This is a genomic window from Flavobacterium sp., from assembly GCF_052437795.1.
Classification (GTDB): domain Bacteria; phylum Bacteroidota; class Bacteroidia; order Flavobacteriales; family Flavobacteriaceae; genus Flavobacterium.
Genome location: NZ_JBQVPA010000001.1, coordinates 699638 through 723237 on the forward strand (window position 1 = coordinate 699638; position 23600 = coordinate 723237).

The window sequence follows — 23600 nt, forward strand, 5'->3', positions numbered from 1 at the left end:
CGCTAACTATCGGGAGCAAAGCCGCAGTTTACAACTTCCCCCTCAAATACTCCCCCGTAACACTTTTACTATTCTTCGCAACCTCCTCCGGTGTGCCGAACGCCACTAAATGCCCGCCGTTCTCACCGCCTTCGGGGCCAATGTCGATGATATAGTCGGCGCACTTGATGAGGTCGAGATTGTGCTCGATCACGATGATGGAATGCCCTTTGTCGAGCAACGCTTCAAAGGAGGCCAGCAGCTTGCGGATATCGTGGAAATGCAGCCCTGTGGTAGGTTCGTCGAAAACGAAAAGCACCTTATCCTTTGTCGCGCCTTTTACGAGGAACGATGCCAGCTTGATACGCTGTGCCTCACCGCCCGAAAGGGTAGAGGAGGACTGCCCCAGCTGCACATACCCCAGTCCGACATCCTGCAGCGGCTGGAGCTTGGTCATGATCTTCGACTGCTTGTGCTCACTGAAGAATGCCACGGCATCGTCTACGGTCATGGTCAGCACATCGTCGATGTTCTTGCCTTCGTAGGTAATTTCGAGGACTTCTTTTTTAAAGCGCTTGCCGTTGCAGGCTTCGCATTCCAGGTGCACATCGGCCATGAACTGCATTTCGATAGTCACTTCGCCTTCACCCTTGCAGGTATCGCAGCGCCCACCGTCGACGTTAAACGAGAAGTGCTTGCTCTGGTAGCCACGGTTTTGCGATAATTTTTGCTTCGAGAACAGGTCACGGATATCGTCATACGCCTTGATGTACGTCACCGGATTGGAACGCGAACTGCGCCCTATCGGATTCTGGTCCACGTACTCAATATGTTTTATATGGCTATAGCTGCCGCGCAATTCGGTGAACTGCCCGGCCTTTTCGCCCACGCCTTCCAGTTTCTTCTGAAGGGCCGGGAATAATATTTTTTTCACGAGCGTACTCTTGCCGCTCCCAGAAACCCCCGTGATCACGGTAAGGCAGTCCAACGGAAATGTCACGTCGATGTTTTGCAGGTTATTCTCCCGCGCGCCAACTACGTCAATATGGTTCTTGAACTTGCGGCGTTTTTTTGGCACCGAAATTTCCATGTCACCGTTAAGGTATTTTGCGGTAAGCGAATCGGATCTCAGGATTTCCTCATACGTCCCCTGTGCAACAAGCTCACCACCCAGCGAACCCGCTTCGGGGCCGATGTCAATGATCATGTCAGCGGCCTTCATGATGTCCTCGTCGTGCTCCACCACGATAACGGTATTGCCCAAATTGCGCAGGCCTTCGAGTACGGTAATAAGCCGTTCGGTATCTTTAGGATGGAGGCCGATGCTCGGTTCGTCAAGGATGTACATCGACCCTACCAGGCTGCTGCCCAGCGATGTCGCCAGGTTAATGCGTTGCGACTCCCCACCCGATAGCGTATTCGAACGGCGGTTCAGCGTAAGGTAGCTGAGGCCGACCTCCTGCAAAAAGCTCAGGCGGCTGTTGATCTCGACCAAAAGGCGTTTGGCCACTGTGGTATCGTATTCGTTGAGTTCCAGCCCGCTGAAAAACTCAGCGAGGTTCTTTATTGGCAGGTCTACGAGGTCACTAATAGTACGACCGCCTATCTTGATATAATTGGCTTCCGGCCTCAGGCGCTTGCCTTTACAGTCGGGGCATTTGGTCTTGCCACGGTAGCGCGACAGCATCACGCGGTTCTGTATCTTGTAGTTCTTTTCTTCCAGTTCAGTAAAGAAATCATTGAGCCCGGTAAAGTACTTATTGCCGTTCCAAACCAACTGCCTGTCGCTTTCCGATAACTGGAAATACGGCTTGTGTACAGGAAAATCGAACTTGTGGCCGTTATTCACCAACTGGTCGCGGTACCAGCCCATGCTCTCGCCGCGCCACGGGAAAATGGCATTCTCGTAAATGGACAGCGCGGTATTGGGCACTACCAATTCCTCATCGATGCCAATGATGCTGCCGTAACCTTCGCAGGCAGGGCAGGCACCGTAGGGATTGTTGAAGCTGAACAGGTGTACGTTCGGTTCCGGGAATGTGAGTCCGTCAAGCTCAAAATTATTACTGAAAACAAGGCGGTTGCCTGTAGTGACATCCTGCAGGTATGCTTCACCCTTACCTTCGTAAAAAGCGGTCTGTACGGCGTCGGCAAGTCGGTTGTAAAATTCCTCCTCGTCCTTTACCACGATACGGTCGACCACTAAAAGGACTTCCTTATTGGCGAGGTCGGCGCCGGCAAGTTCGTCCAGGCGCAGGGTCTCGTTATCAACCAAAACACGGGCAAAACCCTGTTGCAGGAGTACGCCCAATTTTTCCTCGATGGTGCGGCCTTTTTCGGTATGTACCGGGGCAAGCAGCAGCCAGCGGCTATCGGGCTCAAAAGTCTTAACTTCGTTGGTTATGTCGGTAACGGTATGCTTTCGCACCTCGCGCCCTGAAACGGGAGAATAGGTGCGCCCCACGCGGGCAAAAAGCAGCTTAAGGTAGTCGTATATTTCGGTACTGGTACCCACGGTCGAACGGGCATTTGTGGTGTTGACCTTCTGCTCAATGGCGATGGCGGGGGCAATGCCCTTTATGTACTCCACCTTGGGCTTGTCGAGGCGGCCGAGGAACTGGCGCGCATAGGAAGAAAGGCTCTCCACGTAGCGGCGCTGGCCTTCGGCGTAAAGCGTATCAAAGGCGAGGCTCGACTTCCCGGAGCCAGAAAGCCCGGTAACCACCACCAGCTTGTTGCGCGGAATGGCTACATCCAGGTTCTTGAGGTTGTGCAGTTGCGCGCCTTTTATGAGTATGTTCTTCTTTGGCTCTAATGTCGAAAGATCGGTCTTTATCATGGCAAAAATTGAATGGGTAAAGATACGGGTTTTGGGGGAGATTTTTGTTAAGGGAATGAGAAGGAGAATTGTTATATTTGGATAAATGAAAAACTTATGACGGTAGAGAAATTTGAGGAAATATTAGATCGCTCAGAATCTGAAATATTAGATTTTAAGAAAGCAAATTATGACTTTTCGAATGATAATGATAGAAGTAAGACAATAGATTTTGTTAAAGATATTGTCTGTTTTGCTAATACAGTTAGAACTGAAACGGCATATATAATACTTGGCGTCAAAGAACAGAATGGAATTAAAACATTATTTGGAATTGAAAATGTTGTCGATGAGGCTATCTTGCAAGAAAAAGTTAAAGATAAAGTTTTTCCAATACCTAAATTTTCGTTTTCAACAATAAAATATCAGGGCAAGATTTTTGGAATTATAAGCATACCAATATCTAAATATGAAACTCCTATAACCCCTACCAAAAAATTGAAAGGTTTAGAGCCAGGTAAATATTACACAAGACGAGGCACGAGTAATTCGGAAGCCAATGGTCACGAATGTGTTAGTATCTATAATTGGTTTAGTTCTATACCTTCCATAGCAAAAAATACGTATTTAATTGAAGAAGTAAATAATCTGATGAAAAAAATTTCAGAACCTCAATTAAAATTATCATTATGTCTTTCAGAATCATTAACTCTTGCAAAGAAATATGATTTAGAAAATCTTAAGACATTTTGTTTTAATGAACTTTCAGGTTATGGTTTTATGTCTGGAATAATTGATAATAGTTCTGAAGTTAAATTTAGAATAAGTACAGTTGCAGTTACGTATCTTGATTTTCAATTTCGACAATATTCAACTTGGGATTCAAGAATGGTTTTTAATGAATTAAAAAACCATAAAGATGTTTTCGAAGTTAAAATGTTTTTCCCAGATTCAATATATAAAATTGAGGAGATAATTCAAGAATTGTCAATAAAGCCTACCTTATGTTCTTTTAAATCTACAGCACGAAAATTTTTAGGGGATTCTAAAGAAAATGATTACGAGGTAACTGTTTATGCAGACAAGGACGTTTATGATGGAATATATAGCAGTATAAAACAAAGATTGATTGATAACCTTATTAATATTGTATGATTACCCCCGCCTGCAGCACCTCACCACCACCATCCCCGGAAAGTTCCTCGCTATTCTTCGTGAATCTTATTAATTTGTAAAAAATGCACAAAGAATCCCGATCCATAACCACCGCCCCGCTCACCTCACACGACATCCAGCTGCTCAAAGACAGCTACAGCTTCATGATGCGAAGGTTTGTCAAGGTGGCGCTGTATATGCTTGGGGCGATGGCAATAGTATATTTGTTGCCTATCCTTTTTGGCGATGATAAGTTTAATCCCTATACCCTGAAAGTTTTTTTGCTATTCTTTGTGTTGCTGCCATTTATCATTTACGCGGGCGTATTCGTTTATTTCGCGCCGTATAAATTGTGGCTCGACATCAGGCGTAACGAGAAGAAGGTAGGCATAGTGCAGGTCAAAAAAGTAGAAGGACTGGATGCGCAGGCACGAAGGGACCTTTTCGGGATGTTCGACTTTGAGGTGACTTTTGAAAAGGAACCATTTGGCATTAAGCCGGTAATATTCGGAAGCACAATCCAGCCCGATTTGCTTAATTACAAAAAGTTTAGGGTAGAAATTGCGCCGCTTTCCAAAAAAGAACTGAAGTTTGAACCGGTAAAATAATTGTATGTACAACCTTACTCTTGAAATAGGATCCAACAAACAATTACTTGACATCATCGGGAATAGCCCCGATTATTTTTTGTTACACAAACATATGCCCCAGCCCGCACTTCGGTGGGAAAAGGCCGATATACATATCAACGGACTGGTTTTAGACAACGTAGATATCAGATGCCTTCAATTTGACGTGAAGACCAATTTTCAAGAGTTGAACCGGATTATCAGGCATAGCATCTACAACATTTCCATATACCAGTTTGAAAAGCCCATTGCCGATACGCTTGTGATAGAATACCTTCCGGAAAATGCTAAAGAGCATATACTAAGAAAAAACGGGCTGAAGCACATATTCAGCTTGGAATATGAGTTTCTGACTGTTAGCAGTTTTGACGAAAGCTTTATAGATAATATTCGAATGCATCATGTGTATTCCAAAAGCATAATAGAAAAGAAATGACCACACCACCCTTTCTAAAAACCAACGATAAAGTCGGGATCATCAGCACTGCCAAGCGCACCGAGCCCCACGAAATAGAACAGGGTATAGCCACCCTGAAAAGATGGGGAGTTGAGCCTGTAATTGGCCGGAATGCATTCAACGAATACGGGTTCCTTGCGGGCACCGATGCCGAAAGGTTATCCGACCTTCAACAGATGCTGGACGATGAAACCATCAAAGCGATCTTTTTTATCAAGGGCGGCTACGGTACACTGCGCATCATCGACGGCATCGACTGGACGAAATTCAGGGAGGACCCTAAGTGGCTGGTGGGGTACAGCGACATAACGCTGCTGCATTGCCATGTGCATAATTTCGGGATCGAAAGCCTGCATGCGGTGATGCTTCAGGCGTATCCGAAAAGCACTCCCGAATCGACACTAACCATCCGCACGGCACTTTTCGGCGAAAGCCTGCATTATGAAATACCGGCACATCCGCAAAACCGATATACCGGAGAAGTTATTGAAGGCACACTTGTTGGTGGCAATTTATCCATGCTGTATGCGATAGTAGGTTCGGAGTCCGATATCGAAATGGACGGCAAGATCCTTTTCATTGAGGATATTGATGAATACTTATACCACTACGACCGGATGCTGGTGTCGCTGAAACGCGCCGGTAAGTTCAAAGGGCTTAAGGCGGTCATAGTAGGGCAAATGGTGGATATAAAGGAATCGACACTGCCGTGGGGTAAAAATGACTTTGAGATCACGCTGGAGCACTTCGACTGCCCTGTGATCTTTGATATTCCTGCCGGGCACGTTCCCGACAACAGGGCATTGATCATGGGAAGGGACATCCGTATATCAGGAAGAGGAACCATCAAAACATACTTTTTATAATGGATGAGCTGCTGACCGATAAGCAATACGTCCTCGAGCGCTTTGCCGGAAAAGGCGGGTGGACCTATGTTCTATTGCCCGAAATACAGGCTGACAAAGATGCCCCATTTGGCATCGTAAAAGTAAAAGGCACAATAGATGGCTACCAGATAAACAACTACAGCCTGATGCCCTACGGCAAAGGCGCGCTCATAATGGCCGTAAAAGCAGAGATACGAAAGAAAATAGGCAAGGAGGAAGGTGATCGCGTTCACGTAGTTTTGTACCGCGACAACTCAGTTTTTGAGATACCTGAAAATTTCAGATCAAGGCTTGAAGAATATCCCGGACTGTTCTCTGCATTCAGCAAACACCGCAGTTGGGAGCAGAAAATGTGCATTAACTGGATATATTCGGCAAAAAGGCCTGAAACTGTGAACGAAAGGATACTTAAAACGATCGGCAGGCTGCAAAGACGTGAAAAAATAGTTTAAGTATTAATAATCATATATTTACAAAAATTTAATGTATTTCAAAATGTTCAGTAATATGGGAGGGTTTACTATATGATTAGTGATCTTATTGTATTTTATATGTTAAAATTTCAATGTTCTGTTGTTTTTTATAATTTTATTATATTATATTTGGCTTATAATTAATTCAAAATTAACAAGCCTATACACGAAAAATACTTTTTAGGAACGTAAGTTCAAGATTACCAAAATCAATCAAAAACGCTAAAAAGTAAGTGCTATGGCTAATGTTGCAATCCCAGACGCTGTTCTTGTTAGTAATTATGTTGGTGGAGACGAAAACGCTCTTGCCATACTAATCAACAGGCACCAATCGAAAATTTACGGTTTTATCTACTCAAAAGTATCCGACAGGGACATCTCTGATGATATCTTCCAGGACACTTTCATCAAAGTGATAAAAACGCTAAGGTCCAACTCCTACAACGAAGAAGGTAAGTTCCTGCCATGGGTAATGCGCATTTCGCACAACCTTATCGTAGACCATTTCCGCAGGAACAAGAAAATGCCGATGTATCGTGAAACTGAAGAATTTTCCATTTTCTCTATAATGACGGATAACAGCCCGAACATTGAGAACAGGATCATTACCGAACAAGTGGAGAGCGACCTGCAGAGGCTTATTGAGGAACTTCCCGATGACCAAAAGGAAGTACTGCAAATGCGCATCTACCAGGACCTTTCTTTTAAGGAAATAGCCGACCTTACGGGGGTTAGCATCAACACCGCACTTGGCAGGATGCGATACGCCCTGATGAACTTAAGGAAGGTCATCGATAAAAATAAAATTATTTTGACCAATTAGGCAATATAATGAAGCTGCTTTGCGTTGTATAGAAAAATAAACGATCTATATGGCAAAAATCTACTCTGAAGAAAAATTAGCAGCTCCAACAATGTTACCTAAAAAAGAGACAGTCGACTTTATACTTAACTACTCCAAAGCACTTAAAATAGTTAAGACAGTTAACGGAACGTACGAGAATATTGCTAATTAATTCGAAAAACCTCCCGCAGTAATTTACGGGAGGTTTTTTTATGCTTTGTTTTTTGGGCGTGCCGCTCCACTGCGTTGCGCGTCAGGCTCTCGGCTCTATCTGCTCCGTTGCACTGCGCAGGATGCCGCCTCTATCCTTCACGCGATCTACGATCGGGGCCACTTTATGACGCGGTATTGTTCGTCATTGCTAGCGCAGTTTACGGAGCGCGGCAATCTTTCCTTAGGTACTGTTGTCGAAGTGGAAAGATTGCTTCGTCATTCTTCCTCGCAATGACGGAATCAACAGGATTCTCGTTTATCTCACCTTCTTTTTTCCATACTCCTCCAGCACTTCTTTCCGTCCGATAGTTGCTGTAATGATATCCTTTTTTAGGTCCCAGCCGCGTGCGGGGGAGTACTGCCTTCCGTACCAAATGATCTGTAGGTGCAGGTCATTCCACTTGTCTTCGGGAAAAAGTTTTTTAGCATCCTTTTCGGTCTGCACTACGTTCTTTCCATCACTCAGTCCCCAACGGTACATCAGCCTGTGAATGTGGGTATCTACCGGAAAAGCCGGTACGCCAAATGCCTGGCTCATTACCACGCTGGCCGTTTTATGGCCTACAGCAGGCAGTTCTTCAAGGGCCTCAAAACTTTGCGGTACCTTGCCCCCGTGCTTATCAATGAGTATCTGCGACAGTCCGTGAATGCCTTTAGCTTTAGCAGGGGAGAGGCCTACAGGTTTAATGATTTCGCGTATCTCATCTATCGATAGCTTTACCATATCATAAGGATTGTCGGCCTTTGCGAAAAGCAGCGGTGTGATCAGGTTCACGCGAACATCGGTACTTTGCGCGCTCATGAGTACGGCGATCAGTAGTGTATACGGATCTTTATGGTCAAGCGGGATGGGGATCTCCGGATATATTTCTGCTAATGTATCGATCACGAACCTGGCTTTTTGTGATTTGGTCATTTTAAAGTAGCTTTGTAGTACAAATATACACTTATGACACCACTAAAAAAAGGAGACAAGGCGCCCGTATTTTCGGGTATTGACCAGGACGGGAATACCCATAAACTATCCGACTACCAAGGCAAAAAGCTGGTAGTTTTCTTTTACCCCGGCGCCAGCACGCCTACCTGCACCGTGGAAGCCTGCAATCTCCGTGATAACTTTGAACGTTTTAAAGCCCTTAACTATGAGCTCCTTGGCGTAAGTGCCGATAGCCAAAAGAAGCAGGGCAATTTCCGTACTAAGTACAGCCTGCCATTCCCACTGATCGCCGATACCGACAAGTCGGTCATCAATGCCTTTGGAGTGTGGGGTCCCAAAAAGTTCATGGGGAGGCTGTTCGACGGCATCAACCGCACCACGTTTGTGATAGATGAAAATGGTATCATCGATGAAGTAATTACCGATGTAAAGAGCAAAATGCACGCGGAGCAACTATTGAAGTAAGCTATTTATTGATCACTTGATCATCACTTGGCGCAGCTTTAGGCAATGAATACATATCCATAAAATATACCCATTTATAGGTATGTTCCGCCTTTTTCCCCTTAGCTATTTTTGCAATGAAGTTAATGCCGAATTCCTCTATTTTGTAAATGCCAACTAAAAAAGTGAACCATGCTTACAGACGTGTATTCTGAGCTTAGGAAAATATGGGCCAGGATAAATACTGATGAAAATGTAACCGACCTTAATTTTGATATAAGGCTACATAAAAAACTCCTTGATATTTTCCAGGTGGGCAATTACTATTATATGGTGAATAATGTCCGGCAGTCGCGCCTGGAACTTGTGAGCCCCGAAATAGAACAGGTGCTGGGCTACCCTACGGGCAGTTTTGACCTGGCCTTGTTCAGTGATCTCGTGCATCCGGCCGATATGCCTTATTTCCTGAATTTTGAAGCTGCGGTCGAACGTTTTTTTGCCTCCGTATCAGGCGAGCAGCTTTTCAGGTATAAGGTGCAGTATGACCACCGCATACGCCATGCCAACGGGCATTATATAAGGATACTCAACCAATACATTATCATTCAGCACGATGCCAAAAATGTGCGCACCTTTGTCGTGCAGACCGACATTTCGCATATAAAGCAAGACCTTAAGCCGGTACTGTCGTTCATTGGTATCGATGGGGAACCGTCTTATATGGATGTAGATGTACAGGATATATTCAGGATAAACGGCCCTGTGCTTACCGGAAGGGAAAGGGATGTGCTCAGGGAACTCGCCAATGGGCACAACAGCCTCGAAGTAAGCAGGATATTAAGTATAAGTAAGCATACCGTCGATTCGCACCGCAAGAACATGCTCAGGAAAACCAACGCAGGTTCTACAGGAGAAATGATCCGTATGGCTTATGACAAGGGTTGGATATGACCTCTGTACAGATGCTGGACGATAAGAAGAGAGTATTGGCTGGATACCTTTGAAATGAAGCGCGGAAAATCTACATGGGACTTCTCATCGGCGGTGTCGGATATGGTCCGGATAACCGTAAAAGGGATGCTGTGCTCGTAGCATACCTGTGCCACTGCCGCGCCTTCCATTTCTACGCAAAGTACGGTTGGCAGCGCCGCGTTCAGTTGTTTTTTTTGGGCTTCAGCGGCGAAGAACTGGTCGCCGCTGGCAATGTCGCCAATATGGAGGTTGGGTGTATTGATGCCGAATTCCGCCAAAACATTTTCCCCGATGCTTTCCTGCAATATTCCATTAGTGAACAGAGGAGCTATGGTCTCTTTCAGTATACCGATCGTTTCTTCAGGGACTTCAAGATAGGTCATTCCCAATAGCGGTATCTCAAACCGCCCCATCAATGGCCTGGCATCAAGGTCGTGCTGTATAAGTCTTTTAGCCAATACCACATCACCTATCTTCAGGGTAGAGTCTATGGCGCCTGCAACACCGGTAAAGATTAGTTCGGTGATATTGAAAATGTGGATAAGCGTTGCTGCTGTAGCCGATGCCGCAACCTTTCCCCAACGGGAAAAAACAACTACAGTATTAATACCGTTTATCGTACCCGATGTGTAGGCCCGCATACCGATGACGGTACGCTTTGGTTTATCCATTAATGATATGACACCATCGATCTCCTCGGGCATGGCGCCCATAATGCCTATTGTAGGGTTGGTCATTAGTTATTCAATGTACGCAACAGCCTCACCAACTTTATATTTAAGCTTTTTTAAGCCTTCACCGGAAGAAGTCAATTCTACACTTCCGTCAATGGTAAAATCGAATGGGCCGGTAGCGATGAGTTCTTTAGTGGCCTGGTCAAAAATTATTTCGCTTGCACCTGAAATTTCGATGATAGCATCTTTATACGATGCATCTTCGGTCAGGGTAAGTACCCTGCATTCGTTGTCGATCGTCATCACATCTTTACAACTAAATACAGGATCGCCCGCTGGCTTTTGATCCTGGGCATAAGCGCCAAACGATACGATCGCAACAATAGCTAATAACATCTTTTTCATCTTAATTGGTTTTAGTTCACTAAGATAACGTAAATATCTGACAGAAATTGCTTACTCCTGTTGGGCGACCAGTTTTTTGGGGTCGTACCCAAAAAGATGGTTTTCCTTGATAACATCGGCAATACCTGCAGGCAGCATGGCTTCCCATCCTGTTTTTCCTTTGCTTATCATTTTAAGCACTTCGCGCGAGAAGATGTCCAGGTGCTCTTGGTTCACGTCACTTATGTCGACCACCTTGCCGTTGAATTTAAAGAACTTGTAGAGTTCTTTCATACGTGGGTGCACTTTCAGGTTTTCGGAGTCGATCACATTGCCTTCTTCATCCTTCATAGGGTAGAGGAACACTTTCAGGTCACGGTAAAACAATTTACCAAAGGCTTCTAATATACCCCCGCTGAGGTGGCGGTAGTACTTCTCGTCGAATATGTCTACAAGATTGCTCACGCCCATGGCAAGTCCCATACGGGCTTTGGTATAGGCAGAGAAGTATTCTACCACTTTGTAATATTCCTGGAAATTGGATATCATAACCGTTTGCCCCAGGGAGCAAAGCAGTTCGGCACGGTCCATGAAGTCACGTTCGTCAATTTCGCCTTCCGATCTGAGGTTGGAGAGCGTTATCTCAAAAACCACAAGGGCTTTGTCTTTATCTACTTTATTCTCTTCAAGGAACATTTTGTATGACTTCTCATACATGTCCATGTTTACCTTGGTCACAGGGCGGAAACTTCCGCGCAATGCCAAAATATTCTTTTTATACAATACGGCAGCTGGCAGTACATTGTGGCCGCTCGGGTCGAACATCACCGCGTCGGTCATGCCGTTCTTTACCAATTGCAGGCTCATGAGCCTGTTGTCTACATCGGCAAAGCGGGGCCCCGAGAAGTTGATGGTATCTATCTCAAGCTGGTCCTTGTCGAGGTGGTCGTACAGGTAACGCAGCAGTTTTTTTGGTTCGTTATATTTGTAAAAAGCACCGTATATAAGGTTTACACCCAGTATGCCCAGGGTTTCCTGCTGCAGGCGCGCGTCGGTCTCCTTAAAGCGGATGTGCAGGATGATCTCGTTATAATCTTCATCAGGTTCTACCTGGTATTTTAAGCCTACCCATCCGTGCCCCTTGAATTGCTTGGCAAAATCGATGGTGGCAACTGTATTGGCATAGCTGAAAAATAATTTATTGGGATGTTTGTCACGGCTAAGGCGCTGCTCGATGATGCGAACCTCGTGGCCAAGCATTTTTTTGAGGCGGCTTTCGGTAACATAACGCCCGTCATCCTCAACACCATATATCGCATCGCTGAAATCCTTATCGTAGGCCGACATCGCCTTTGCTATGGTCCCGGATGACCCGCCCGACCTGAAGAAGTGGCGAACGGTTTCCTGGCCGGCGCCGATCTCAGAGAATGTACCGTAAATGTTTTCATTAAGGTTGATCCGTAATGCCTTATCTTTTACAGAGGGCACGTGCTCAATGATCCTGTCGCCTTTTAGGGTAATATCCGATTCTGTTAATTTCATAGCGGGGTTCGATATGTTGCAAAGTTAGCAAAACAAAGAGGCTTTTTAAAACAAATAGTATTATTTTTGTAAAAAATTACCTCTTTTGAAAGTACGGTTTTTAGGTACGGGAACCTCCCAGGGCATCCCGGTAATAGGGTGTAGCGAGCCTGTTTGCCACAGCTCCGATCCGCGGGACAAACGCCTGCGTGTATCGGTATGGGTGCATTGGGGCGGACATTCGTATGTGATCGACTGCGGCCCCGATTTCCGGCAGCAGATGCTTACTTCGCAATGCCAAAAGGTGGACGGTATCCTGTATACCCATGAGCATGCCGACCATACTGCCGGGCTTGACGATATACGGCCTTTTTTTTTCAGGCAAGGCGATATCCCCATCTATGCTCACGAAAGGGTACTAAAAAACCTGCGGAAGCGTTTTGATTATGTATTTGCCGAAGAGGACAGATACCCCGGCGCGCCATCGGTCACGGTGAACGAGGTGGTTAGCGGGCAGCCGTTCCCATTGGGCGACATGATGGCTGAGCCAATAAGCATAAAGCACGGTGAGCTTGATGTGTTCGGCTACAGGATCGGCGACTTTGCCTATATTACCGATATAAAATACATCGCACCCGAAGAAGCCGAAAAGCTGAAAGGCCTTAAAGTTTTGGTGGTAAGCGCACTAAGGCACGAGCCGCACGACACACACTATACCCTTGAAGAGGCGTTACGGCTTATCGCTGTTTTGAAGCCGGAAAGGGCCTATCTTACACACATCAGCCACCACATGGGCTTTCATGCCGAAGTGCAGGAAACCCTGCCGCCCAACGTATTTTTAGCTTACGATAACTTAGAGATAACCTTGTAACATACCATGAAAAAGAACCTTTTTTTATACCTGTTCATTTTTGCATTGCTCATCAATGTCTTTACCTACATGTACTTTTCGAACAAGCAAAAGTTCGGGGATGACAGGATCGCTAAACTTGAAGCTTCGCGCAAGTCGCTAAAAGACAGTATTGAAGCGGAAAAGGAAAAGGTTGTTGATGCCAATTATTTTACCCTGGCGACAAATGATTATGCCCTCGACTATTTTGCCGAAAGCATGGACGTTACCTCGCTTGAGAAAAAGATACAGGACGGCATACTGGACCAGAACTCTAACCCTAAAGGCAACCCGCTTGTTGGGTATGACGCGCTTAACGGCAGCAACTTCCTGATAAACAAAGTGCAGGTGCTCAACCACAGGTGGATCGTTGCCGACTTTAGCAATGGTACGGCCTGGGGCGAAGTGCTTATAAAGTATTTTGTGAACCCCGACGGTACTTTTGAGTATAAGACCATGGAAACGCTGTTGCATACCGGTACGGTTAAGTAGTTTTCAGTCGCAGTTAACAATAACTACTTAGAGATGGGGATTAAAAATCGTATTTCTTTTCCATGGAGTAGCGCAGCAATTCGCTCTTGCCATGCAGGCTCAGCTTTTTCAGGATGTTCTTGCGGTGTGTATCTACCGTGGTCTTGCCAATAAAGAGCAAGTCGGCGATCTCCTGAGATGTTCTGCCTTCGCCAATGAGTTTTACGATCTCATGCTCCCTTTTACTCAGCGGCACATCGCTGTTATCTTTTTTTGCTGTGTGGCTGTTTTTGAGCGAACTGTCAAAAAAAGTATCCCCGGCAGCTACGGTGCGTATCGCGGCAAGTACAGTTTTTAGCGAAGAGTTTTTCAGGATGTAGCCCGATGCACCTGCTTCTTCCATCTGCGATATGGCCTCATCCTGTTCGAACATGCTAAAGGCGATCACCTTTATGGCGGGAAATTCCTTTTTTATAAGCCGCGTGGCGGTTATCCCGTCCATCTTGGGCATCCTTATGTCGGTAAGTACAACATCCGGCCTTTTAAGGCGCACTATCTCCAGCAGCCTTTCACCGTCGTTCGCCTCACCGGTCACGCGAATGCCGTCTTCATATTCAAGGAATAATTTAATGCCGTCTATGAGCGACTGGTGGTCTTCTGCGATCGCTATCGTTATCATAATGGTAAGTCTATTATTATGGTTGCTCCGTTGCCGGGTGTAGAATCAATAGTGAACTGCCCGCCCATCTGGCGTATCTTTTTACGTATGGAATCCAGTCCCATACCGTCGGCACTGCTGCTTTCTTCGGTAGTAAAACCTATCCCGTTATCCTCGATCATCAGGTTGATGTTGTCATCATGGTCGGTAAGGTGAATAGTGGCCTCTGTAGCCTGCGAATGTTTTACGATGTTGGTGGCAAGTTCCTGCACCATCCTGAAAACGGCTATTTCCAGTGAGTTTTCCATGCGGTCTTCAAAACCAAAGGCCGCCACATGGATAGTAAGCTTGCCGGGCACCGATATTTTTTCGGCCAGTTTTTTTATAGCCGGTATCAGCCCCTCGTTGGCAAAGACCCCTGCATTCTTGGCATGGGCCATACCGCGTACTTTTTGATAGGCTTCTTCGATCAGCTCATCGGTTTTGTCGTAAAGGCGGTTCTCTTCATCCCTGAGCTCATTTTTCCGTATCCTCAGGTTCTCAAAATTTATCTTTAACGTGGCCAGCATGCTCCCCAGGTTATCGTGCAGGTCGTTGGCAATGCGCTGCCTTTCTTTGTCCTGTCCTTCCAACATCATGTCAATGCTTTGCAGTTCATAGTTCTTCAGGGCTTTTTCAAGCTTTTGCTGTTCAATAAGCTTTTCCTGGCGTGATATCTTTTCGCGGCGGCGTGCATTTTTAACAATGAGCCATCCTATGGTAATGCCTGCGAGCAACAGCCCTGTAAACGTATACAGCAAAATAGTCTTTGTTTTGTTCTTATCCTTTAACTTTATGTTCTCCAGTTCTTTTTCCTTGGTACGGTATTTTACCTGGATGTCATTTATGGCAACGTTCTGTGCTTCGGTCTTTGCACTATCCGAAAATCGCTTGTTGAGCAGCAGGTAATTGTAGGCATTGGCATGATCGCCGGCGGCTTCATAGTTCTTGTAAAGGAACTCGTAAATGAACTGCTTCGTTTTTAAAACATTGTCCTTTATGGGTACGGCATCGGCTTTTTTCAAAAAGGTGATCGCGTTATTATAATCTTCCAGGTAATAAAATGCCGCGGCCTGGTTCACGTAGTTGTAGCATATCTGTGTGGTATTCTTCCTGTTCGCTTTTTGGCTTGTAAGATAGTCGAGGTTCTTTCTCAGGTGATACAAAGCCGAATCCGGTTTGTTAAGGTCATTGATGTACAACGTCGCGAGGTTCATGTCCATCATTGCCCTCAATTCGGGGTTAGGGGCGATCTTCAGGTAGTGCTTTGCGGCTTTAAAATATCCCAACGACTTTTCGGGATCTCCTGATGCTGTTTCAAAAGCTCCCATGCGCGAATAGAATTCCGCAAGTTCCTTCGGGTCGCTGCTCTTTTTATAATAGGCGGCATATTCGTCAATATATCTTTTGTAGTCGTTAATGTTCTTTTCCTGTGCCTTTAGCAGGTAGGCCAGGTCATAGTTGATCTCCATTGCTCTTTTGATGCTGTCTGCGCTGAGGTACAGTTTTTTAGAGGCAAGGTATTCTGCATAGGCAAGCTCTTCCTGGTTATTGCCCTCGTAGCATTGTGCGAGCAGCAAATGATAGTATGCCTTGTCGGGTGTTGAAAAGTTCCCGGTCCTGATCTTGCTCAGTGATGATCCTGCCTTTTGGTACTCACCTTCGGCAATATTCTCTGCTATGGCCCGCAAACTGGCCGAATGCTGAGGGTAGGCGCTGCCGGTGAACAATAAAGCTACCGCCAGCGCTACTAATAAATTTATGATCAGGTTCCTTGTTCTCACAGTTTTGATATGATCGTCATACCTGCTTTTCTTGGTTTCACTATCGGGTTATCCCAGTCTTCTGTATCCATCACATTTTTGTTTGACCAGGTCGCAGAGAACGGCCCGATAAGCTTGACTTCGTTATACTTGGTCCTTACTTTCTTTTGCATGTCATCTACAATGGCCTGATCAAAAGGTTCGTGAAAAATGAATATTAGTGCGTCGGCAGCGTTCCAGTTAAATCCGGGCGAATCAGCATGGACGGTTTTTGGTGTTGAAGGCGTAATTATGGGTACAGCCACATCTGCGTCGGTGCCGTTCCAGGATAATGGATCGTCATCTCCGCTGTCACGTTTCATGTGTATGAGCAGGGCGTTCGTCACTGTGCCATTGCCGTCTTTGTGCGTAATGTCGTGGACCTCATGGAATGTGTATGTGTCATTTTTAAGGGCCGGCAGGTGCGCTCCGAGCTCTATCATCGAAGTTGTGAATTTTCCGGTCACGGTGTAGGTAAGGTCATTAGTTGGCATAAGTATTTGGATTAAGTGGTTACATAAGCAAATTTCAGGAATTTAAGGTAAAAAAAAATCCCCATTACTGGGGATTTATGAGGTATAATTATTAAGAAAATTTTAAGAATTGTCTTTGACATAGTATTTTATGAAGAACAGCACCCCGATGAACGCAATAAAAGCTACGAGCACCCAATAGCTGCCCTTATAATACTTTTTATGCAATGCAAGGTCCTTTCGGTATACATAGATCATAGTGATCACGAATGCGACTAAAAAACATGCGGCAAAAATCCACTGGCCTGTTGTAAACATGTTGAGATCTTTTTGCAAAGCTAAGGCTTTACCACATCATTTCTGATTAATTTGGCAATATAAATTTAGTAGTACAATGAAAAAACAACTCGACTCCGTAAAGCTGTTCCATAGTTCATTTGGCCTTGGCATCAGCGAAATGCCCAAAGCCAGCCTGGGAGAGGCCGTGAACATGCTGCGCTATAACCTTATGAAGGAAGAGAATGAAGAATATCTTGAAGCAGTACAGAACAATGACATTGTAGAGATCGCTGACGCGCTGGGCGATATGCTTTATATTTTGTGCGGTACCATTATCGAGCATGGCCTGCAGTATAAGATAGAGGAGGTTTTCGATGAGATACAGCGCAGTAATATGAGTAAGCTGGGCGCGAACGGACTGCCAATATACCGTGAGGATGGCAAAGTGATGAAAGGGCCTGATTACTTTAAGCCCGATCTCACGAAGGTACTGGAATATTAGTGTTGGTCTAACGGTTTACAGTTCATGTATCCTTCAACTGTAAACCGTTAACTGTAAACTAGATCTTCACCGTCCAGCCAAAAGTATCTTCACCCAGCTTGTACTGGATGTTGGTGAGCTTTTCTTTAAGTTCTGATGCGAATGAATTTTCCATCTTTGGCAGTTCATGGTACTTATCCTGATAGCAGAAACCTACTATCGGATTGATCACTGCCGCTGTACCTGCACCGAATATTTCTTTCAGGGACCCGTTACCCGCGGCTTCCATAAGTTCGGAAACAAGGACAGACCGCACTTCGACCTTAATGTTCTCTCTTGCTGCAAGGTCAATTATGCTCTTACGGGTAACACCATCCAGTATCCTTTCGCTGGTTGGCGCTGTATATAACGTGTCGTTTATCCGGAAGAAAACGTTCATGGTACCTGCTTCCTCAAGTTTAGTATGCGTGGCATCATCCGTCCAGATGATCTGCTGGTAGCCCATGTCGTTAGCCAGCCTGGTGGGGTAGAACTGTGCCGAATAATTACCGGCCGCCTTTGCCGCACCAATGCCTCCATTGGCCGCACGGCTGTAATGCTCGGCGATGATCACTTTCACTTCGCCCGAATAGTAAGAGCGGGCAGGGGAGAGAATGATCATGAAACGGTATTGTGTAGACGGCGCCGCTATAACGCCAGGTCCGATCGCGATCATGAACGGCCTTATATATAAGGAGTTGCCTCTGCCTTTTTTAACCCATTCCTTTTCAAGGCCGATGAGCGTTTTCATACCCCCGATGAAGATCTCCTCAGGAACGGATGGCATGGCAAGCCTTTCGGCTGACTTATTAAAACGGTCATGGTTCTGGTCAGGGCGGAAAAGCCATATATCATCGTGCTCATCCTTATAAGCTTTCATACCTTCAAAAATGGCCTGACCGTAGTGGAAAACCTTCGCAGAAGGGTCTATCAGGAATGGTTCGTACGGCTTGATCACAGGTGTCTCCCATTTTCCGTTCCTGAAATCGCACATGAGCATATGGTCGGTAAAAGTATTGCCAAAAGAAAGGTTGTCAAAATCAACAGCGCCAATATGGCTGGAAGGGGCCCTGTTTATGATAATATCAGTAGAGTTTTCGCCCATTATATGTCGGATTGTTTAGGTTAGTCGTGTTTAACAAATTTAGTAAAAAAACATAGCACGGGCAGTTTTCGTAAAAATAATAGCATTTAAAAAAATTAATATGCTGAATAAAAGAAGAATAAGCAAAATTGTGACCTGTATGGGTTGCAGGGTTGAACTTTTACCATAAATTTGCCATTGCATAAATTCCAATCGATAATGAAAAAAACCATCGTTATGGCTGCCGCGCTGATAGCATTCGCAGCCTGCCAAAAAAATAAGGAGACCGAAATAAAGACCGGATCAACTGTAATTGAAACGGGTAAGGATACCGTTCATGTTGATACCGATACCATCTCTGAAGTTAAAACGGAAGATGCTCCGGAAACTCCCGCTGCACCCACAGCAGATAAGGCCGATCCTGTAAAGAAGATCGAGGTTGTTGAACCGGCAAAACCCGTAAAGGTTGATTATGCTGCTTTTGGCGCTAAAATATCTGCCGATAAGGCTTTGACCAAAGAACAGATGATCGCGAAATATAAAAACCTGAAGCCGGGCGATACGGTTGCGGTTAAATTCAAGTCGAAAATTAAGGATGTATGCCAAAAGAAAGGCTGCTGGATGGCAATGGAGCTGCCGAACGGCAAGGAATCTTTTGTGAAATTCAAGGATTATGCCTTTTTCGTGCCACTTAATGCTGCCGACTCTGACGCCATTATAAGCGGAAAGGCTTTTGTAAGTGAAACTTCTGTGACCCAATTAAGGCATTATGCCAAGGATGGCGGGCAGTCTGAAGCCGAGATCGCAAAGATCACTGAGCCTAAGGTAGAGTACAAATTCATGGCCGACGGCGTGCTTATCAGTAAATAATGGGGAAGGCATCGTTACTTTTGGCCGCGTGCCTGCTGATACTCGCTTCATGCAAAAAAGAAACCGAGGCACAACCCGTAAAAACGACGGAAGTACCGGCTGAAAAAGCTCCTGCGAAAAAGGAAAAGGAGTTTGAAATGTACGAGATGTCCGAAATGGCCAGCCTCATGGAGCAGATGTATGCCGAGAACATGCAGCTGAAGGATCGCATTGTGAAAGGAGATACCCTTGGCAATTTTCCAAAGAAATTCCTTAAGATACATGCTTCGGCAATGACCGATGAAAGTGAGAACGACGCTTTTTTCAAAGCCCAGGCCGCGATCTTCATCAAAGCCCAGGGACTTATTTATAAAGACCAGCTGAATGCCAAAAAGCATTTTAATGATGCGGTATCTGCCTGTGTAAAATGCCATGAGCAAAAATGTGAAGGCCCTATACCGAGGATAAAAAAGCTTTACATTAAATAACTGTTTAAATTCGTTTTAACCACATAGATACATAGGTTTTATAGCCGAATGAATTTTAAGGGGACATATTCACACATAGTGAAGCAAAGCTTCAGCCTTTGTGGGACTATTTAAACTTATGGCCCGGATATGTAGCTATTTTCCTATGTGGTTAAATTAATAAGATAATAATTGGAACGCCAGATCATAACTACGGACGACGGGTCGGTAACCATATACCTTCCCGAAATGAAGGAAACCTACCATTCAAAATTCGGGGCGATACAGGAGGCGAACCATGTATTCATACAAAACGGACTGGCGCTCACTGAAGGCCGGCCTGTTGCTATTTTGGAGATAGGCTTTGGCACAGGCCTGAATGCCTTCATCACTTTCCTTGAAGCGGCCAAAAGTGGCCAGCAGGTCGATTATACCGGTGTCGAAGCCTATCCGGTAGGCCCTGCCGAGGCCGCACTGCTGAATTATGTAGGCGAACTGAAGGCTGATAGATATTCGGGGGTATTTACGCAGTTGCATGCCTCAGAATGGGAGGAAAAAGTGGTGCTCACTGCTAATTTTTCGTTAACAAAACGGCAGCAGTTCTTTAATGACATCACAGATACGGAGTGTTTCGATCTCATTTATTTCGATGCTTTCGGCTACCCTTCGCAACCGGAGCTATGGAGTGTGGAGATCTTTCAAAAAATGTACAACGCACTTAGAAAAGACGGGATATTAGTGACTTATGCATGCAGGACAGTGATTAAAAAAGCCATGCAGGAGGCGGGATTTGTGACCGAAAAGCTACCCGGCCCACCCGGGAAGCGCGAAATACTTCGTGCAATAAAGCTTTAAATAATTGTTAAATCCTTAACAAATTTTCAAGCTATAACGTTTCAATAAAATGGTATTTTTACTTGCGTGTCGTTTTTTTTGATATATTTGCATATTCGTTCTTATCACCTTATAACTATAAACTTTAAAACGATCATGCCCAGACCTATGTTTAGCTATACAAAGAAAGTCTTGGAGAGCGTAAGTTTTGACCCCAAGCTATTTTGTAAAGAAGTTGAAAAGGCAATAAAGATCTTGCTGCCTTATGAGATTGAACAACTGGTAGACTGGCTACATAATTTTACGACTGAAAAGCCTGAGTTGAAAGCTTGTCTGATCTACGTTCAACAATAAAAACTAAAGGAGCCCGACACGGCTCTTTTTTTATTTACCGGATAGGTATTTTCGCATCATTATGTCAGTTTGTTCGTCGCTGCCCATTTTAAAAATATGTTTGTCAAAAGCAGAAAATCCGTTCTTTTCGTAAAAGCGTATTGCCCGTGGATTTTTCTCCCAAACCCCAAGCCATATAAAAGTTTTCTTTTGGTCGTATGCGATCTCCAGTGCTTTTTCATAAAGCTGCTGCCCGGCTTTTTTACCGAAATACGCGCTTCGCACATAAATACGCTCGATCTCAAGTGAATCATCACGCTTTACTTCAGTTTGGGCATTCCCTGAATTTACTTTCAGGTATCCCGCGGGATAACCGCCATCCCATAGGATGTAAAACCCGGAACCGGGATCACCTAATTCTTCTTTTATCTTTTCCGGGCTAAAGTTTTTATCAAGGTATTCCTGCATGTCATGTGGGGAATTGCTGTCAGCAAACGTTTCAAAAAAAGTTTCCCTGCCAATTTTTTCCAGCACATCAAGGTCCTTGTCGGAAGCTTGGGAAATTATAAGTTCGTTCATTGTTATTTCTTATGCAACGGGCTGGTAATGTCTACATTCTGGAAGGTAATAGCACCTTTTATCACTCCTGCTATCGTGCTGCGCAACGCTTCGATAATGTGCAGTTTCAGCTCCTTTTTAGAATAGATAAGGCTCACTTCGCGCGATGGCCTAGGGTCTTTAAAATGGCGCAATTTTTTGATCGATCTGTCATTCATGTCCAGCGTGTTGAGGTAGGGAAGGAGTGTCATGCCCAATCCTTCATCGGCCAGCTTTATCATGGTCTCAAAGCTTCCGCTCTCGATCTGGAACTTGCTGTCGTGTGGCATCACCGATGTTTTACAGATGTTGAGCACGTTATTGGTAAAGCAGTGCCCATCCTGCAGTAGCAGTATGTTATCAAGGTTCTCTTCCAGGTCCTCAACACCAAAATCCTTCTTTTGGTAGGCAGCATAGTTTTCCGGCACATAAGCTACAAAGGGTTCGTAGTACAACACGATCTCCTTTATGCTTTCCTCCTCCAGCGGTGTCGCGGCAATGGCGGCATCAAGCTGGCCGTTCTTGAGCATGCGGATGATCTCTTCCGTAGTGCGTTCCTCTACAATAAGGTTGACCTTCGGGTATTTATTGATGAAATTGCTCATGAACATTGGCAGCAGCGTAGGCATTACCGTTGGTATGATACCGATCTTGAATTCACCGCCAATATAGCCTTTTTGCTGGTCTACTATATCTTTTATCCTGCCCGATTCGCTCACGATGTTCTTGGCCTGGGATACGATCTTCTGACCCACTTCGGTTAGCTGGATCGGCTTTTTACCCCTGTCGAAGATCTGTACATCAAGCTCTTCCTCAAGCTTTTGTATCTGCATGCTCAGCGTAGGCTGGGTGACAAAGCATTTTTCGGCGGCCAGGGTAAAATTCTTATGTTCGGCAACTGCCAGGACATAGTATAGCTGTGTGATCGTCATAAATAGATATTTATGATAAAATTATAAAAATGATTGATATTAACTATCAATTTTATGGTTAAATTTACTCTACTTTTATAGATGTAAAAACTTACAAATAGCTAATTATCATGAAAACCAAACAGAAACAGGAAGATACGAATATTCTGGGACTGCCCGTAAAAGAAGCTGAAGTTATCGCTGCAGAACTGAATATCCTATTGTCGAACTTCCAGGTGTATTACCAAAACCTCAGGGGCATTCACTGGAATATCCGCGGCAAGCGCTTTTTTGACCTCCATGTAAAATTTGAGGAGCTGTATAACGATGCGCAGCTGAAAATAGACATGGTCGCAGAAAGAGTGCTCACGCTTGGCTTTACCCCGCTGCATACCTTTGAAGACTACATAGCCAACAACAGGCTTGAGGTGGGCAAGAACATTTCAAAAGATACCGAAGCCGTACACCTGATCATGGCATCATTGGCCGACCTGCTTAAGATAGAGAGGGTTATCCTTGGCGAAACTGAAAAGATCAGTGATGAAGGTACCAACTCAATGATGAGCGATTTTATCAAGGAGCAGGAAAAGACCATGTGGATGATGAAGGCGTGGAGCGAGGAGGAAATATAATATTATTTGTAACAGTTATAAATTATAAATAAAAATCCCTATCTTCGCCGCAATGAAAGTGTTCGTGAACATAGTACTTTTCTTATTTGTTTCATTTCTCGCCACGCCAACCATTGTGAGCATGGTCGAGGATGATGCTGATGTATCTATGGTTTACAGCCTTACTGAAGAAGAGATACAAAAAGAGATCAAGGAAGTAAAAGCAGCGCCGCATACAGAGTTCGGTGTTGCTTTTATTCCCCAGATCAGGACATCCTCACTTATAAAGTCGGCAAATCTCGAAAGGCATGATAACATAGCCGGTGAGATATGCTCGCCCCCTCCCGAATTGATATAATACAGATCGTAAAGCCAGTGTGGCAGCTATCAGGCAGT

At 44.9% G+C, this 23600-nt stretch carries 28 protein-coding genes; 16 read left to right on the forward strand and 12 right to left on the reverse strand.

Features of this window, described 5'->3' with window-relative positions:
* Nucleotides 1–28: 28 nt before the first annotated feature.
* Nucleotides 29–2818 carry an excinuclease ABC subunit UvrA gene (uvrA, locus tag ACT6R0_RS03295; RefSeq protein ID WP_444651266.1) on the reverse strand — a complete coding sequence of 930 codons (2790 nt, stop codon included), beginning with the start codon at nt 2816–2818 and terminating at the stop codon, nt 29–31.
* Between the two features lie 96 nt (nt 2819–2914).
* Between uvrA and ACT6R0_RS03300 the strand changes: the two genes are divergently transcribed.
* The 6 genes from ACT6R0_RS03300 (at nt 2915) to ACT6R0_RS03325 (ending at nt 7221) form a co-directional block, all read left to right on the forward strand.
* Nucleotides 2915–3952 carry an AlbA family DNA-binding domain-containing protein gene (locus ACT6R0_RS03300; RefSeq protein ID WP_444651268.1) on the forward strand — a complete coding sequence of 346 codons (1038 nt, stop codon included), beginning with the start codon at nt 2915–2917 and terminating at the stop codon, nt 3950–3952.
* A gap of 83 nt (nt 3953–4035) precedes the next feature.
* Entirely contained in the window at nt 4036–4560 is a 525-nt protein-coding gene (locus tag ACT6R0_RS03305) for a hypothetical protein (RefSeq protein ID WP_444651270.1), read from the forward strand.
* Between the two features lie 4 nt (nt 4561–4564).
* The gene (locus ACT6R0_RS03310) at nt 4565–5017 is read left to right on the forward strand and encodes a hypothetical protein (RefSeq protein ID WP_444651272.1); all 453 of its coding nucleotides are present in this window, start codon (nt 4565–4567) and stop codon (nt 5015–5017) included.
* Entirely contained in the window at nt 5014–5904 is an 891-nt protein-coding gene (locus tag ACT6R0_RS03315) for a S66 peptidase family protein (protein WP_444651274.1), read from the forward strand. The genes ACT6R0_RS03310 and ACT6R0_RS03315 overlap by 4 nt, the downstream gene beginning before the upstream one ends.
* Entirely contained in the window at nt 5904–6377 is a 474-nt protein-coding gene (locus ACT6R0_RS03320) for a DUF1905 domain-containing protein (protein WP_444651276.1), read from the forward strand. The genes ACT6R0_RS03315 and ACT6R0_RS03320 overlap by 1 nt, the downstream gene beginning before the upstream one ends.
* Nucleotides 6378–6636: 259 nt before the next feature.
* A complete protein-coding gene (locus ACT6R0_RS03325; RefSeq protein ID WP_444651278.1) occupies nt 6637–7221 on the forward strand; it encodes an RNA polymerase sigma factor in 585 nt (194 codons plus the stop codon).
* 490 nt (nt 7222–7711) lie between these two features.
* Here the strand turns inward: ACT6R0_RS03325 and ACT6R0_RS03330 are convergent, their stop codons facing one another.
* Nucleotides 7712–8371 (reverse strand): endonuclease III domain-containing protein, encoded by a 660-nt coding sequence (locus ACT6R0_RS03330; RefSeq protein ID WP_444651279.1) that lies wholly within the window; start codon nt 8369–8371, stop codon nt 7712–7714.
* Between the two features lie 33 nt (nt 8372–8404).
* On the opposite strand from ACT6R0_RS03330, the gene bcp reads away from it, so the two are divergent.
* Both bcp and ACT6R0_RS03340 read left to right on the forward strand, forming a co-directional pair.
* Nucleotides 8405–8857, forward strand: coding sequence for a thioredoxin-dependent thiol peroxidase (gene bcp, locus ACT6R0_RS03335; protein ID WP_444651281.1), 453 nt, complete (start codon nt 8405–8407; stop codon nt 8855–8857).
* Nucleotides 8858–9028: 171 nt separating this feature from the next.
* The gene (locus ACT6R0_RS03340) at nt 9029–9787 is read left to right on the forward strand and encodes a LuxR C-terminal-related transcriptional regulator (RefSeq protein WP_444651283.1); all 759 of its coding nucleotides are present in this window, start codon (nt 9029–9031) and stop codon (nt 9785–9787) included.
* Here ACT6R0_RS03340 and ACT6R0_RS03345 read toward each other — a convergent pair.
* Genes ACT6R0_RS03345 through ACT6R0_RS03355 form a run of 3 tightly spaced genes read right to left on the reverse strand, consistent with a single transcriptional unit; the run spans nt 9766 to nt 12408 of the window.
* Entirely contained in the window at nt 9766–10545 is a 780-nt protein-coding gene (locus ACT6R0_RS03345; protein ID WP_444651285.1) for a 5'-methylthioadenosine/adenosylhomocysteine nucleosidase, read from the reverse strand. The genes ACT6R0_RS03340 and ACT6R0_RS03345 overlap by 22 nt on opposite strands.
* Before the next feature lie 3 nt (nt 10546–10548).
* Nucleotides 10549–10887 (reverse strand): hypothetical protein, encoded by a 339-nt coding sequence (locus ACT6R0_RS03350; RefSeq protein ID WP_444651287.1) that lies wholly within the window; start codon nt 10885–10887, stop codon nt 10549–10551.
* Nucleotides 10888–10938: 51 nt separating this feature from the next.
* A complete protein-coding gene (locus ACT6R0_RS03355; protein WP_444651289.1) occupies nt 10939–12408 on the reverse strand; it encodes a TonB-dependent receptor in 1470 nt (489 codons plus the stop codon).
* 85 nt (nt 12409–12493) lie between these two features.
* On the opposite strand from ACT6R0_RS03355, the gene ACT6R0_RS03360 reads away from it, so the two are divergent.
* The gene (locus ACT6R0_RS03360) at nt 12494–13258 is read left to right on the forward strand and encodes an MBL fold metallo-hydrolase (protein WP_444651291.1); all 765 of its coding nucleotides are present in this window, start codon (nt 12494–12496) and stop codon (nt 13256–13258) included.
* A 6-nt stretch (nt 13259–13264) separates the two neighbouring features.
* Nucleotides 13265–13768, forward strand: coding sequence for a hypothetical protein (locus ACT6R0_RS03365; RefSeq protein ID WP_444651292.1), 504 nt, complete (start codon nt 13265–13267; stop codon nt 13766–13768).
* Between the two features lie 40 nt (nt 13769–13808).
* Here the strand turns inward: ACT6R0_RS03365 and ACT6R0_RS03370 are convergent, their stop codons facing one another.
* The 4 genes from ACT6R0_RS03370 to ACT6R0_RS03385 all read right to left on the reverse strand — a co-directional run bounded on the left by ACT6R0_RS03370 (nt 13809) and on the right by ACT6R0_RS03385 (nt 17037).
* Entirely contained in the window at nt 13809–14426 is a 618-nt protein-coding gene (locus tag ACT6R0_RS03370) for a response regulator (RefSeq protein WP_444651294.1), read from the reverse strand.
* A complete protein-coding gene (locus ACT6R0_RS03375) occupies nt 14423–16228 on the reverse strand; it encodes a sensor histidine kinase (protein ID WP_444651296.1) in 1806 nt (601 codons plus the stop codon). The genes ACT6R0_RS03370 and ACT6R0_RS03375 overlap by 4 nt, the downstream gene beginning before the upstream one ends.
* Entirely contained in the window at nt 16225–16740 is a 516-nt protein-coding gene (locus ACT6R0_RS03380) for a hypothetical protein (RefSeq protein WP_444651298.1), read from the reverse strand. The genes ACT6R0_RS03375 and ACT6R0_RS03380 overlap by 4 nt, the downstream gene beginning before the upstream one ends.
* A gap of 102 nt (nt 16741–16842) precedes the next feature.
* Nucleotides 16843–17037 carry a hypothetical protein gene (locus ACT6R0_RS03385; protein WP_444651299.1) on the reverse strand — a complete coding sequence of 65 codons (195 nt, stop codon included), beginning with the start codon at nt 17035–17037 and terminating at the stop codon, nt 16843–16845.
* 76 nt (nt 17038–17113) lie between these two features.
* On the opposite strand from ACT6R0_RS03385, the gene ACT6R0_RS03390 reads away from it, so the two are divergent.
* On the forward strand, nt 17114–17500 hold the full coding sequence (locus tag ACT6R0_RS03390) for a hypothetical protein (protein ID WP_444651301.1): 387 nt from the start codon (nt 17114–17116) through the stop codon (nt 17498–17500).
* Between the two features lie 58 nt (nt 17501–17558).
* Here ACT6R0_RS03390 and ACT6R0_RS03395 read toward each other — a convergent pair whose 3' ends face one another.
* A complete protein-coding gene (locus ACT6R0_RS03395; protein ID WP_444651302.1) occupies nt 17559–18623 on the reverse strand; it encodes a branched-chain amino acid aminotransferase in 1065 nt (354 codons plus the stop codon).
* Between the two features lie 198 nt (nt 18624–18821).
* Here ACT6R0_RS03395 and ACT6R0_RS03400 point away from each other — a divergent pair, with 198 nt between their 5' ends.
* The 3 genes from ACT6R0_RS03400 (at nt 18822) to mnmD (ending at nt 20773) form a co-directional block, all read left to right on the forward strand.
* Nucleotides 18822–19472, forward strand: coding sequence for a DUF4920 domain-containing protein (locus ACT6R0_RS03400; protein ID WP_444651304.1), 651 nt, complete (start codon nt 18822–18824; stop codon nt 19470–19472).
* Entirely contained in the window at nt 19472–19939 is a 468-nt protein-coding gene (locus tag ACT6R0_RS03405; RefSeq protein ID WP_444651306.1) for a hypothetical protein, read from the forward strand. Before ACT6R0_RS03400 ends, ACT6R0_RS03405 begins: the two co-directional genes overlap by 1 nt.
* Nucleotides 19940–20110: 171 nt before the next feature.
* Nucleotides 20111–20773 carry a tRNA (5-methylaminomethyl-2-thiouridine)(34)-methyltransferase MnmD gene (mnmD, locus tag ACT6R0_RS03410; protein ID WP_444651307.1) on the forward strand — a complete coding sequence of 221 codons (663 nt, stop codon included), beginning with the start codon at nt 20111–20113 and terminating at the stop codon, nt 20771–20773.
* A 363-nt stretch (nt 20774–21136) separates the two neighbouring features.
* Here the strand turns inward: mnmD and ACT6R0_RS03415 are convergent, their stop codons facing one another.
* Nucleotides 21137–21664, reverse strand: coding sequence for a GNAT family N-acetyltransferase (locus tag ACT6R0_RS03415; protein ID WP_444651309.1), 528 nt, complete (start codon nt 21662–21664; stop codon nt 21137–21139).
* A gap of 2 nt (nt 21665–21666) precedes the next feature.
* On the reverse strand, nt 21667–22614 hold the full coding sequence (locus ACT6R0_RS03420) for a LysR substrate-binding domain-containing protein (RefSeq protein WP_444651311.1): 948 nt from the start codon (nt 22612–22614) through the stop codon (nt 21667–21669).
* Nucleotides 22615–22724: 110 nt separating this feature from the next.
* Between ACT6R0_RS03420 and ACT6R0_RS03425 the strand changes: the two genes are divergently transcribed.
* Together ACT6R0_RS03425 and ACT6R0_RS03430 are read left to right on the forward strand one after the other, a co-directional pair.
* The gene (locus ACT6R0_RS03425; protein ID WP_444651313.1) at nt 22725–23225 is read left to right on the forward strand and encodes a Dps family protein; all 501 of its coding nucleotides are present in this window, start codon (nt 22725–22727) and stop codon (nt 23223–23225) included.
* Nucleotides 23226–23277: 52 nt separating this feature from the next.
* Nucleotides 23278–23562: a hypothetical protein gene (locus ACT6R0_RS03430; protein ID WP_444658617.1), complete on the forward strand. Its 285-nt coding sequence runs from the start codon at nt 23278–23280 to the stop codon at nt 23560–23562.
* Nucleotides 23563–23600: the final 38 nt, after the last annotated feature.